Source organism: Streptomyces sp. JNUCC 63 (assembly GCF_054366325.1).
On record NZ_CM135963.1, the window covers coordinates 6,092,124 to 6,104,066 of the forward strand.

The window sequence follows — 11,943 nt, forward strand, 5'->3', positions numbered from 1 at the left end:
CCCTACAGCCGTGGGCCCAGCGCCGTGGACAAGGCGGCCAGGAAGCCGGACGTCGTTCGGCGGTCCCGTACCGCCAGGCGCAGCCATTCCTCGCCCAGCCCCGGGAACGTGTCCCCGCGCCGCACCGCGTAGCCCAGGGTGCGCAGCCGGTGCCGTACGTCCGCTGCCCCCGGCATACGGACCAGTACGAAGGGGCCCTCGGCCGGCGAGACCACCCGCACCCCCGCCCCCGCGAAGGAGGCCAGGCCCGCCACCAGGTGGGCCCGGTCCTCCGCGATGCGGCGGGCCGCCTCCTCCGCCTCCACCCGTGCCCGGGGCTCCACGCACGCCGCAGCCGCCGCCAGTGCCGGTGTGGACACGGGCCACAGGGGCTGGGCCCGCTCCAGTTCGGTGATCACCTCCGGGGAGGACAGCACGTAGCCGATCCGCAGGCCCGCCAGTCCCCACGTCTTGGTCAGGCTGCGCAGCACCACCAGACCGGGCACGTCCGTCCGGTCCGCCAGTGCCTCACGTTCGCCCGGCACCGCGTCCATGAAGGCCTCGTCGACCACCAGCACCCGGCCCGGACGGGCCAGTTCGGCGATCGTCGAGGCCGGATGCAGGACCGACGTCGGGTTCGTCGGGTTGCCGATCACCACCAGGTCCGCGTCCTCCGGGACGGCCGCCGGGTCGAGGCGGAAGCCGTCCTCCTCCCGCAGCAGCACCCGGTCCACCGTGTGCCCCGCGTCCCGCAGCGCCGCCTCCGGCTCCGTGAACTGCGGATGCACGACGACCGGACGGCGTACCTTCAACGCCCGCGCCAGCAGCACGAACGCCTCCGCCGCCCCCGCCGTCAGCAGCACCCGCTCCACCGGCAGCCCGTGCCGCGCCGCCACCGCCGCCCGCGCGGCCCGCCCGTCCGGGTAGGCCGCGAGACCGGTGAGCGAGGCGGCGATCCGCTCCCGCAGCCACGCCGGAGGCGTGTCCGCCCGCACGTTCACGGCGAGGTCCACCAGGGCCGAACCGTCGTCCCGCACCTCCGCGTCTCCGTGGTGCCGCAGGTCGTGGCCGCCCCGCATCCCCTCCTCAGTGCGCATGGGAGTGTGCGTGTCCGCCGTGGTGGTGGTGTCCGTGGTGGTGGCCGTCGTCGTCCGGGTGGTAGTGCGGCTGCTGCGGCAGCCCCACCTTGTCCTCGAAGCCCGGCAGCGCGATCCGGTACACGCACGAGTCGCAGTTCATCCGCAGATCGCCCTTCACCGCCTCCTCGTACCGCTCCCTCACCAGATCCAGCAGCTCCGGCTCCGGCCCGATCACGTCCGCCGAGCGCACCTCGGCCTCCGGGTGGGCCGCCGCCCAGTCCGCCGTCTGCTGCCGCACCCGGTCCGGCAGGATGCCCGTGAACAGGAAGTACGGCAGTACGACGATCCGCCGCGCCCCCAGCCGCGCGCACCGCTCAAGACCGCTCGGCACGTCCGGCACGGCCAGCGACACGAACGCCGTCTCCACGCCCGCGTACCCGCGCCCCTCCCACAGCAGCCGCGCCGCCTTGAACACCTCGGCGTTGGCGTCCGGGTCCGTCGACCCGCGCCCCACCAGCAGCACCGTCACCTCGGAGCGGTCCCAGGCGGGATCCACCGCCTCGTCCAGCCGCCGCTCCAGCACCCGCAGCAGCGCGGGGTGCGGGCCCAGCGGACGGCCGTAGGTGTACGAGATTCCCGGGTGCCGTTCCTTCTCACGGGCCAGCGCCGCCGGAATGTCGCCCTTGGCGTGCCCGGCGGACACCAGCATCAGCGGCACCGCGGCGAACCGCCGTACCCCCCGCTCCACCAGCTCGGTGACCGCCTCGCCCAGCGGCGGCGGGGACAGCTCGATGAAGCCGCCCGCGACGGGCAGTCCGGGGTGGCGACGCCCCAACTCCCGTACGAAGTCGCGGAACGCCTCGGCTCCGGCCTCGTCCCGGGTGCCGTGACCGGCGATGAGCAGGGCGGGCGGCGGCGGGGTGGTCACAGAGTCTCCTCAAGCGAAGGTGAAGGTGAAGTGGGGTGGTACAGCAGGGCGTTGAGCGCGGCGGCGGCGACCGCCGAACCGCCCTTCTCGGACACGTTGCTCACGGCGGGCAGCCCGCTCTCGCGCAACGCGGCCTTGGACTCGGCCGCCCCGACGAAACCGACGGGGAGGCCGATGACGAGTGCGGGGGAGGCGTCCAGCCTCAGCAGCTCCTCCAAGGCGGTCGGGGCGCAGCCGATCACCCACAGGGCGCCCGGGCCGACCTGCTCGTACGCCAGCCGGATCGCGTGCGCCGAACGCGTCAGCCCGGGGCCCGACCCGGCGTCCTTCAGACGGCAGACGGTGTCGCGCCGGGTGATCCCGGCCGCCACCATCTCCACGTCCACGACCACGGGCGCCCCCGCGTGCAGCGCGGCGTGCGCCTTCACCAACTCGCCCTCGTCCATGACGAGGTCGGAGGCGTACTCCAGGTCGGCGGCGGAGTGGATGACCCGCTCCACCACCGCCCGCGTCAGCGGCGGGAAGTGCGAGGTGTCCAGGCGGGCGCGCAGCCGCCGGAAGGACTCCTGCTCGATGGGGTGGACGACGCGGTTCACTTCCGATCCTCCTGGGTCTCCTGCCAGCGGTAGCCCCGGGGCGTGACCATCCGCCCCGCGATCTCGCGGGTCGCCGTGTTGCCGACCGTCACGACCGTCATCATGTCGACCGTCGCCGGGTCCAGCGCGGCCAGCGTCGTGAGCCGAGCGGACTCGTCCGGCCGTGAGGCGTTGCGTACGACACCGACCGGCGTCGTCGGCTCCCGGTGCCCGGCGAGGATCGCCAGCGCCTTGGGCAGCTGCCAGTCCCGCCCCCGGGAACGCGGGTTGTAGAAGGTCACGACGAGGTCCGCCTCGGCCGCCGCCCGCACCCGCCGCTCGATGACCTCCCACGGCGTGTGCAGGTCGGAGAGGCTGATCGACACGTGGTCGTGCCCCAACGGCGCGCCGAGGATCGCTCCGGCCGCGAGCGCCGCCGTGACCCCCGGCACGCCGACCACGTCGATGTCGTCCGACGCCTCGGCGAGCGCGGGGGAGGCCATGGCGTACACCCCGGCGTCCCCGCTGCCGATCAGCGCGACGGCGTGCCCGCGCCGGGCCTCGGCGACGGCCGTCCGCGCCCGCTCCTCCTCGGCGCCGAGCCCCGACTCCAGGATCCGGGTGCCGGGCCGCAGCAGGTCGCGGATCTGGTCGACGTACTGGTCGAGCCCCACCAGCACGGAGGCGCGCCGCAGTTCCGCCTTCGCGCGCGGGGTCAGCAGGTCCCGGGCGCCCGGCCCGAGCCCGACGACCGCGAGCCGCCCGCGCCCCGGCCGCCGTACGACGGCACACGTGGCCATGGCCGGCTGCCCGTCCACCCGCTCCGACTTCCGCTTCGGCACGAGGAGTTCACCCCCGCCCACCAGTGCGGCCGCCTCCGCGACGGACGGCGTACCGACGGCGGAGAGCGGCGCGGCGGACGGGTTCGGCACGTCGACCGCCGCCAACTCCTCGGCAGAGTACGTCACCAGGGGCACCCCCAGTCGCTCGGCCGCCGAGACGAGACCCGGCTCCTCCGCCTTGGCGTCGACGGTGGCGAGGCAGCAGACGGACCGCACGGACAGCCCCGCGTCCCGCAACGCGCCCTCGACCAGCCCCAGCACCTCCTCCACGGGAGCGCCCTTGGAGGCACCGACGCCGACCACGAGGGACGGCGGCCGCAGGACCACCCCGCGCTCGCCCGGCTCGACCGCCCGGTCCGTCACCCGCACGGTGTACGGCCCCCGCGCCACCACCGGCAGCGGAGGCAACGGCCACGGCACCTCGGCGTCGAGGGCGACGGGCTCCCCGTCGAGCAGCGCCCGCGACACCCCGGCCACGTCCCCCTCCACCGGTAGCCCGAGCGTGTCCAGCCCCGGCAGCCCCACGGCGTCCGTCGCGGTCGTCACCACGGGCTCGGCCCCCAGCAACTCGCCTGCCTCCGCGGCGAGTTCATTGGCTCCGCCGCCGTGCCCGCCGACCAGCGACACGGCGAACCGCCCGCCCTCGTCCACGCACACCACACCCGGATCGGACGCCTTGTCACTCAACAGCGGCGCGACCAGCCGTACCACCGCCCCCGTCGCCAGGAAGCACACGAGCTGCTCGCACTCGGCGAACGCGGCCCGTACGGCGTCCCCGACGGGCCCGTCGTACACCCGCGTACGGTCCGGCCACGCGGCCGCCAGCCGGTCCCGCGCAGCCGCGCCCGCCGCGGTGGCGGAAATGAGGCCGATCACTGAGTTACTCCTTCGCTGGACGCCGGGGGCCGTACGCCCCACAGCAGGAACACGGGATTGGCCGCCGCCAGCCGGGTCACGTCCCCCGGCAGCGGCGCGAGCCGGGAGGACTGCAGCAGCACCCCGTCGCAGGCGAACCCGGCGGCGGTGAGCGCCTCGCGCGCGGTCGGCACCCGGTCGAGCGCCGCCATGGCGACCACGACGGTCCGCCGGGCCCGCCGCGCGCACGCGCCGACGATGTCCGGCAGCTCGCGCCCGCCACCGCCGACGAACACGGCGTCGGGGTCGTCGAGCCCGGACAGCACGGCAGGTGCCGCACCGTGCGCCACCGCCACGTCGACCCCATGGGCGGCGGCGTTGGCGCGGATCCGTTCGACGCCGTCCGCCGCCTTCTCGACGGCCACGACCGCGGCACCGAGCCGCGCGCACTCCACCGCCACCGACCCCGACCCGGCCCCCACGTCCCAGACCAGGTCGCCCAGCCGCGGCCCGAGCCGGGCCAGCGCCAGCGCCCGGACCTCGAACTTGGTGATCATCGAGTCGCGGTGCGCGAACGCGCCCTCGTCCAGCGCCCAGCCCGCCGGGCCGTCCGCGGGCCCGGCAACGGTCCGTACGCCACCCGGCGCACGCGACCCGTCCAGGCACAGCACCACGCTCACCGCCGTCCCCCAGTCCCGGGCGGCGGCCTGGTCGGGCGTGACCCGCTCCACGCGCTCGCGTGCCGGATCGCCGAGCGCGGAGGCGACGACCAGCGCCCGGTCACCGGCGGGGGTCCGGGCCAGCGCGGCGCCCAGCTCGGCGGGCCCGGCCCCCGGCCCGGTCAGCACGGCGACCTTCGGACGGGCCCGGCACACGTTGACGGCCGTCCGCAGGTCCCGCCCGTGCGCGCTGACGACCACCGCGTCGTCCCAGGGCAGCCCGAGCCGCGCGAAGGCCGCGGCGACGGAGGAGACCCCGGGCCGGACGTCCAGCCGCTCGGGCCCGAACCGCTCGGCCAGCGCCCGTACGATCCCGAAGAACCCGGGGTCGCCGGAGGCCAGCACGACGACACGCCGCCCTTTGTCGACGTACCGCTCCACCACGTCGAGCGCGGGCTCCAGCGGCCCGAGTACGACCCGCTCGGCGCCCTCCGGCAGCCGTACGGCGTCCAGATGGCGCCGTCCGCCCACGACGAGCCCGGCGCCGAGTAGCACCTGAGTGTCGTACGCCGCCCCCGTCCCCGTACCGACGACCGTGATCACGTGTTCGCACCCCGCGCGCGCAGGGCCCTGCGGGCCTCGGGGTCGGCCTTGCGGTAGCCGTGGAAGTGGCCGGGGTGGTACAGGTGCGAGCGGGTGCCGCGCGCGTCCAGGGCCGGGCCGACCAGGAACAGCGTGTGCTTCCAGAGCCTGTGCTCCTTGACCGTCTCCTCCAGCGTGCCGACCGTGCACCTGACGACCAGCTCCTCCGGCCAGGTCGCCTGGTACGCCACCACGACCGGCGTGGACGTCGGGTAGCCGCCCTCCAGCAGCTCCCGCACCAGCTGGCCGCTGCGGGCCGCCGACAGGAAGACCGCCATGGTGGTGCCGTGCCGGGCGAACTCGCGCACCTCCTCGCCGGGCGGCATCGGCGTCTTGCCGCCGCCGAGCCGGGTGAGCACCACCGACTGGGCGACCTCCGGGATGGTCAGCTCGCGCCGGGCGAGCGCGGCGACGGCGGAGAAGGAGGAGACGCCCGGCACGACCTCCGTAGCGATCCCGATGTCCGCGCACCGGTCGAGCTGCTCCTGCGTACCGCCCCACAGGGCAGGGTCGCCGGAGTGGATACGGGCCACTTTCAGCCCCTCCCGACGGGCCCGCTCGTACACGGCGACGACGTCCTCCAGGGACATGGCCGCCGAGTCCAGGATCTCCGCATCCTCGCGTGCGTGTTCGAGCACTTCGGCCTGTACGAGACTGGCCGCCCAGATCACGACGTCGGCCTCGGCGATCGCGCGGGCGGCGCGGAACGTCAGCAGGTCGGCGGCGCCGGGGCCGGCACCGACGAAGGTCACCTTGCCGGTGGGGGCATCGGCCATGGGTCGGGTCCTCTCGTGCGAAATATCACGGTGTGTGGGGGTGCAGCGGTGGCCGGATGTGCGCGACCGGGGGCTGATCCGATAGCAAGGGCACATGGCGGTCTACGTCGCGCTCGGCGCGTTCCTGATGACGCTGGCCGGCGGCTGGACGGCACAGCGGGTGACCGACCGCCGCCATCTGGTCCTGGGACTGGCCGGCGGCCTGATGCTGGGCGTGGTCGGCCTGGACCTGCTCCCCGAGGCGCTGCACGCGGCGGGCGGGGAGGTGTTCGGCGTACCGGCGGCCCTGCTGCTGTTCGTGGCCGGCTTCCTGCTGGCCCATCTGGTGGAGCGCCTGCTGGCCGCACGGCAGGCCGCGCACGGCGGCGACGAGCGGCACAACCACCGCACGCCCGAGGTGGGCCTGACGGCGGCGGCCGCGATGGTCGGTCACAGCGCCATGGACGGCGTGGCGATAGGAGCCGCCTTCCAGGTGGGCGGCGGCATGGGCGCGGCGGTCGCGCTCGCGGTCATCGCCCACGACTTCGCGGACGGCTTCAACACGTTCACCATCACCAGCCTGTACGGCAACGCGCGCCGCAAGGCGGTCGCCATGCTCGTGGCGGACGCGCTGGCCCCCGTGGTGGGCGCCGCCTCGACCACCTTCGTCGCCATCCCGGCGTGGTTCCTCGGCGGCTATCTCGGCCTCTTCGGCGGGGCGCTGCTCTACCTCGCCGCGGCCGAGATCCTCCCCGAGGCCCACCACGAGCACCCGGCCCGCTCGACCCTGCTGTGCACGGTCGCGGGCGTGGCGTTCATCTGGGTGGTGGTCGGCCTGTCGGGCTGACCGGTCCCCCCGGGCGTGGGCACGGCTCACAGCTTGCCGCCCCGCCCGCCGTCGCGCCGCGCGGGCGCGATGAGCGTGGAGAGGTACGGCAGGGGAGCCCCGTCGAGATCCGCGGCGGGCCGGATGGACTCCTCCGGCAGCCCGAGCGCCGACCCCCACACCGCGCCGTCGATCCGCCCGCTGTCCCGCAGCGCCTCGGCGACCTCCCGCGCCTGCCGCCCGAACTTGTACGCCACGACCGTTCCGGGCCCGCTCAGCGCGTCCTTGAGCACGGCGGCCCCGGCGGTGACGGGAACCAGGGTGAGCGGCTCGGTGCCCTCGGTGAGCACGGCGCCCGAGCGCGCCGCCAGATCCTGCATGGCGGTGATCCCGGGCACGGTCTCGACGACGGTCCCCGGCACCAGCTCGGCGACGGTCTGCGCGAGGTACGTGAAGGTGGAGTACACGTTCGGGTCACCGATGGTGGCGAAGGCGACGCAGCCGTGCTTCTCGAACAGGCCGGCGACCCGCTCCCCGGCGGCGTCCCACGCTGCCTCGCGCCGCGCCCGGTCGGACCGCTCGTTCAGCGCGAACACCACCCGGACGACCTTCTCCTCGGGCACGTAGTGCAGCACGGTCGCCTCGGCGCGCCCGCGCTCCCCGGTGTCCATCACCGGTACGACGACGACGTCGGCCCTGCGCAGCGCGTTGACGCCCTTCACGGTCACCAGCTCGGGGTCACCGGGCCCGACCCCCACTCCGATCAGCCTGCTGCTCATGACGTCCGGCACCTCTCGACGAACCGACGGGCGACACCGGGCGCGGCGGCCCAGTGGGTGTGCAGATAACTCGCGTGCACGTTCTTCTGTACGAACCCTTCGACCCGGCGCTCAGGGGTGCGCACCCCCCAGGCGGGAGCCGCCGGTCCCGTGCCCGAGCCGGGCTCGACGACGGTCCGGTGGAACTCGTGGCCGCGCATCCGCTCCCCGGCGCCTGCGAGCACGCTGTCGCCGACCGCCACGGCGTCCCGATAGCCGAGGGTGAGCCGCCCGGTCATCCGGGCGGCGGCGTCCAGCACTCCGCACATCGGCTGCCCGTCGAGCTCCCGGCAGAGGTAGAGAAGCCCGGCGCACTCGGCGGCGACAGGAGCACCGCTGAGCGCGAGCTCGGCGACGGCTTTCCGCAAAGGTTCGTTGGCGGACAACCCGGCGGCGTACACCTCGGGGAAACCGCCGCCGATGACCAGCCCACGGGTTCCTTCGGGCAGTCGCTCGTCGCGGAGGGGATCGAAGGGGACGACTTCGGCGCCGGTGGCGGTGAGCAGTTCTGTGTGCTCGGCGTAGGAGAAGGTGAAGGCGGCCCCGCCGGCAACGGCAACCTTCGGCACCGGGCCGGCAGCCGGCGGGGGCGAGGAACGTACAACCGCACCCGCATCCCAAGCCGCACACGACAACGCGCCCGCACTGCGCGCCAGCGCGACCAAGCCCTCCACGTCACACCCGTCGGAGACCTGCGCGGCCATCGCCGCAACGGCCTCCACGGCCGCCCCCCGCCGCTCGGCGACCGGCACCAGCCCCAGGTGCCGAGAGGGCGTGTCGGCCTGCGGAGCCCTCCGCAGCACCCCCAGCACCGGCACCCCCGCCGAGTCCAGCGCCTCCCGCAGCAGCACCTCATGCCGCTCGGAGGCCACCTTGTTGAGGATCACGCCCCCGACCCGCACCTCCGGGTCCCAGGACGCGAACCCGTGCACCAACGCCGCCACCGACCGAGACTGCGACGAAGCGTCGACGACCAGCACCACCGGCGCCCGAAGCAACTTGGCCACGTGAGCGGTGGACGCCAGTTCACCCTCCCCGGCGGCCCCGTCGTACAGCCCCATCACGCCCTCGACGACGGCGATGTCACACCCGCGCGCCCCGTGCAGGAACAACGGCCCGATCAGCTCGGGCCCGCACAGATACGCGTCCAGGTTCCGCCCCACGCGCCCGGTCGCGAGCGCGTGGTACCCGGGGTCGATGTAGTCCGGCCCCACCTTGTGCGGGGACACGGAGAGCCCGCGCCGGGCCAGCGCGGCCATCAACCCCGTGGCGACGGTGGTCTTGCCGCTGCCGGAGGCCGGCGCGGCAATGACCAGCCGGGGCACGGACGTGGACGTCACCACTCGATGCCCCTCTGTCCCTTCTGCCCGACGTCCATCGGATGCTTGACCTTGGACATGTCGGTGACGAGATCGGCGAGGTCGACCAGCTTCCGGGGCGCGTTGCGCCCGGTGATCACCACGTGCTGGGTCCCGGGCCGGTCCCGCAGCACGTCCACGACCTCGTCGGTGTCGACCCAGCCCCAGTGCATCGGGTACGCGAACTCGTCGAGCACGTACAGCCGGTACGTCTCGGCGGCCAGGTCCCGCTTGACCTGCTCCCAGCCCTCGCGGGCCTTCTGCTCGTTGTCCATCTGGGCGTCCCGCTGCACCCACGACCAGCCCTCGCCCATCTTGTGCCAGGCGACGCTCCCGCCCTCGCCGGAGTCGCCCAGCACCCGCAGCGCCCGCTCCTCGCCGACCCGCCACTTGGCCGACTTGACGAACTGGAACACCCCGATCGGCCAGCCCTGGTTCCAGGCGCGCAGCGCCAGCCCGAAGGCGGCGGTGGACTTGCCCTTGCCGACCCCGGTGTGCACGACGACGAGCGGCCGGTTGCGCCGCTGACGGGTCGTCAGTCCGTCGTCCGGTACGGCACTCGGCTGCCCCTGCGGCATTACGCGGCCCTCCTGTCGCCCTGAACTTCCTTGACCAGCCCCGCGATCGAGTCGGCCCGCAGCTCGTCCAACGCCACCGCCGTACCGCCCAGTTCACCCGCGAGCCGCCCGGCCAGCCCCAGTCGTACGGGCCCCGACTCGCAGTCCACGACCACCGACGCGACACCCTCGGCGGCGAACAGCCGCGCCGCACGCCCGGCGAGAGCGACCGGCTCCGGGCCACCCGTGGCCCGCCCGTCGGTCACCACCACGACCAGCGCCCGCCGCGCCGGGTCCCGCAACCGCTCCACGCGCAGCACGTCATGCGCCTTGAGCAGCCCGGCGGCGAGCGGAGTCCGCCCACCCGTCGGCAGCGACTCCAGGCGGGCCGCCGCCGCGTCGACGGACGAGGTCGGCGGCAGCGCCACCTCGGCGCCCGACCCCCGGAAGGTCACCAGCCCCACCTTGTCCCGCCGCTGATAGGCGTCCAGCAGCAGCGACAGCACCGCGCCCTTCACGGCACCCATCCGCTGCCGCGCGGCCATCGACCCGGAGGCATCCACGACGAACAGCACGAGATTGGATTCGTGGCCTTCTCGTACCACTTGCCTGAGATCGTCACGACGCAGGAGAAGGCCGGATCCGGTTCGGCCCCGCGCCCGCTGGTGCGGGGCCGCCGCCTGTACGGTCGCCGCCAGGTGCAGCTTGGTAAGTGCCCCACGGGGCCGCCGGGCCCCGATCGTGCGCCCGTGCTCGGCCCGCGCCCGCGAACGCCGCCCGGCGGCGCCCTCACCGAGGCCGGGCACGCTCAGCACCTTGGTACGGAACGGCTCGGAGGCGCGCACGGCGGACTGCTCACCGGCGCCGGCACCGGACGGCCGCGGCTCTCCGCCGCTCTCACCGTCCTGCGGACCGCCGCCGTCGTCGTCGGGCGCGGGCTGCCCGCCGCCACCGTCGGGGCCGCCGTCCGGACCGGGGTCGGGATCGTCGTCCTCCGAGCCTCCGAACTCCTGGAGGGTCTCGTCGAGCTTGTCCTCGTCCAAGCCGGGTGCGTCGAAGGGGTTGCGACGCCTGCGGTGGGGGAGGGCCAGCAGCGCGGCCTGCCGTACGTCCTCGGCGAGCACGTCGGTCCGCCCGGCCCAGGCGGCCAGCGCGGTGGCGGTCCGGGCCATGACGATGTCGGCGCGCATGCCGTCCACCTCGAAGGCCGCACAGGTCGCCGCGATCTGCCGCAGCGCGCCGTCTCCCAGCCGGACCTGCGGCAGCAGCTTCCGCGCGGCCACGATCCGCGCCCGTACGGCGGCCTCCTCCTCGGCCCACCGGGCGGCGAACCCGGCGGGATCGTCGTCGTGGGCGAGCCGCCTGCGCACGACCTCCACCCGCTGCTCCGGCTCCCGCGAGGCCGCGACCTCGACGGTCAGCCCGAAGCGGTCCAACAGTTGGGGTCGCAATTCGCCTTCCTCAGGATTCATGGTCCCGACGAGCAGGAAGCGTGCCGCATGCCGTACGGAGACACCTTCGCGTTCGACGTACGAGGCGCCCATCGCAGCGGCGTCCAACAGCAGATCGACGAGATGGTCATGGAGAAGATTGACCTCGTCGACGTACAGGATCCCGCGGTGCGCGTCCGCGAGGAGGCCCGGTTCGAAGGCCTTCACGCCCTCGGCGAGCGCCCGCTCGATGTCCAGCGCACCCACGAGCCGGTCCTCGGAGGCCCCCACGGGCAGTTCGACCATCCGCGCCGCCCGCGTCTCGTACGCCCCCGGCTCATGCGGCCCGTCCGGACAGGCGGGGTCGGGTGCGTCGGGGTCACAGGAGAAACGGCAGCCGGAGACGACGTTCAGCGTGGGCATCAGCGCCGACAGGGCACGCACAGCGGTGCTCTTCGCGGTGCCCTTCTCGCCGCGCACGAGGACTCCGCCCACCTGAGGTGACACCGCGTTGAGGAGCAGGGCCAACCGCAGAGCGTCCTGTCCGACGACGGCAGTGAAGGGATAGGGCGTGCTCACGCTACGATCACTCCTTTGGATGACTTGTGGCAGCGCGATGCGGATCCGAGCTGCGGGTCCG

Annotated in this window: 11 protein-coding genes; 1 reads left to right on the forward strand and 10 read right to left on the reverse strand. The window is 74.4% G+C overall.

The window, feature by feature from the left end; genetic code table 11:
- Nucleotides 1–2: 2 nt before the first annotated feature.
- The 6 genes from cobC to cobM are packed head-to-tail and all read right to left on the reverse strand — an operon-like array spanning nt 3 to nt 6,335.
- Nucleotides 3–1,076 carry an Rv2231c family pyridoxal phosphate-dependent protein CobC gene (gene cobC, locus ACX25U_RS28020; protein WP_454383974.1) on the reverse strand — a complete coding sequence of 358 codons (1,074 nt, stop codon included), beginning with the start codon at nt 1,074–1,076 and terminating at the stop codon, nt 3–5.
- A complete protein-coding gene (locus ACX25U_RS28025; protein ID WP_454383976.1) occupies nt 1,066–1,986 on the reverse strand; it encodes a sirohydrochlorin chelatase in 921 nt (306 codons plus the stop codon). Before ACX25U_RS28025 ends, cobC begins: the two co-directional genes overlap by 11 nt.
- Nucleotides 1,983–2,582 (reverse strand): precorrin-8X methylmutase, encoded by a 600-nt coding sequence (locus ACX25U_RS28030; protein ID WP_454383977.1) that lies wholly within the window; start codon nt 2,580–2,582, stop codon nt 1,983–1,985. The genes ACX25U_RS28025 and ACX25U_RS28030 overlap by 4 nt, the downstream gene beginning before the upstream one ends.
- The gene (gene cobJ / locus ACX25U_RS28035; RefSeq protein ID WP_454383979.1) at nt 2,579–4,279 is read right to left on the reverse strand and encodes a precorrin-3B C(17)-methyltransferase; all 1,701 of its coding nucleotides are present in this window, start codon (nt 4,277–4,279) and stop codon (nt 2,579–2,581) included. The genes ACX25U_RS28030 and cobJ overlap by 4 nt, the downstream gene beginning before the upstream one ends.
- A complete protein-coding gene (gene cbiE, locus ACX25U_RS28040; protein ID WP_454383981.1) occupies nt 4,276–5,520 on the reverse strand; it encodes a precorrin-6y C5,15-methyltransferase (decarboxylating) subunit CbiE in 1,245 nt (414 codons plus the stop codon). The genes cobJ and cbiE overlap by 4 nt, the downstream gene beginning before the upstream one ends.
- Entirely contained in the window at nt 5,517–6,335 is an 819-nt protein-coding gene (gene cobM, locus ACX25U_RS28045) for a precorrin-4 C(11)-methyltransferase (RefSeq protein ID WP_454383983.1), read from the reverse strand. The genes cbiE and cobM overlap by 4 nt, the downstream gene beginning before the upstream one ends.
- 94 nt (nt 6,336–6,429) lie before the next feature.
- On the opposite strand from cobM, the gene ACX25U_RS28050 reads away from it, so the two are divergent.
- On the forward strand, nt 6,430–7,161 hold the full coding sequence (locus tag ACX25U_RS28050; RefSeq protein WP_454383985.1) for a ZIP family metal transporter: 732 nt from the start codon (nt 6,430–6,432) through the stop codon (nt 7,159–7,161).
- Between the two features lie 26 nt (nt 7,162–7,187).
- Here ACX25U_RS28050 and cobI read toward each other — a convergent pair whose 3' ends face one another.
- Genes cobI through ACX25U_RS28070 form a run of 4 tightly spaced genes read right to left on the reverse strand, consistent with a single transcriptional unit; the run spans nt 7,188 to nt 11,882 of the window.
- Nucleotides 7,188–7,919 carry a precorrin-2 C(20)-methyltransferase gene (gene cobI, locus ACX25U_RS28055; RefSeq protein ID WP_454383987.1) on the reverse strand — a complete coding sequence of 244 codons (732 nt, stop codon included), beginning with the start codon at nt 7,917–7,919 and terminating at the stop codon, nt 7,188–7,190.
- Complete coding sequence (locus ACX25U_RS28060; protein WP_454383989.1) at nt 7,916–9,301, reverse strand: cobyrinate a,c-diamide synthase; 1,386 nt, start codon at nt 9,299–9,301, stop codon at nt 7,916–7,918. Before ACX25U_RS28060 ends, cobI begins: the two co-directional genes overlap by 4 nt.
- Nucleotides 9,295–9,894 (reverse strand): cob(I)yrinic acid a,c-diamide adenosyltransferase, encoded by a 600-nt coding sequence (cobO, locus tag ACX25U_RS28065; protein ID WP_454383991.1) that lies wholly within the window; start codon nt 9,892–9,894, stop codon nt 9,295–9,297. The genes ACX25U_RS28060 and cobO overlap by 7 nt, the downstream gene beginning before the upstream one ends.
- Entirely contained in the window at nt 9,894–11,882 is a 1,989-nt protein-coding gene (locus ACX25U_RS28070) for a putative cobaltochelatase (RefSeq protein WP_454383993.1), read from the reverse strand. The genes cobO and ACX25U_RS28070 overlap by 1 nt, the downstream gene beginning before the upstream one ends.
- Nucleotides 11,883–11,943: the final 61 nt, after the last annotated feature.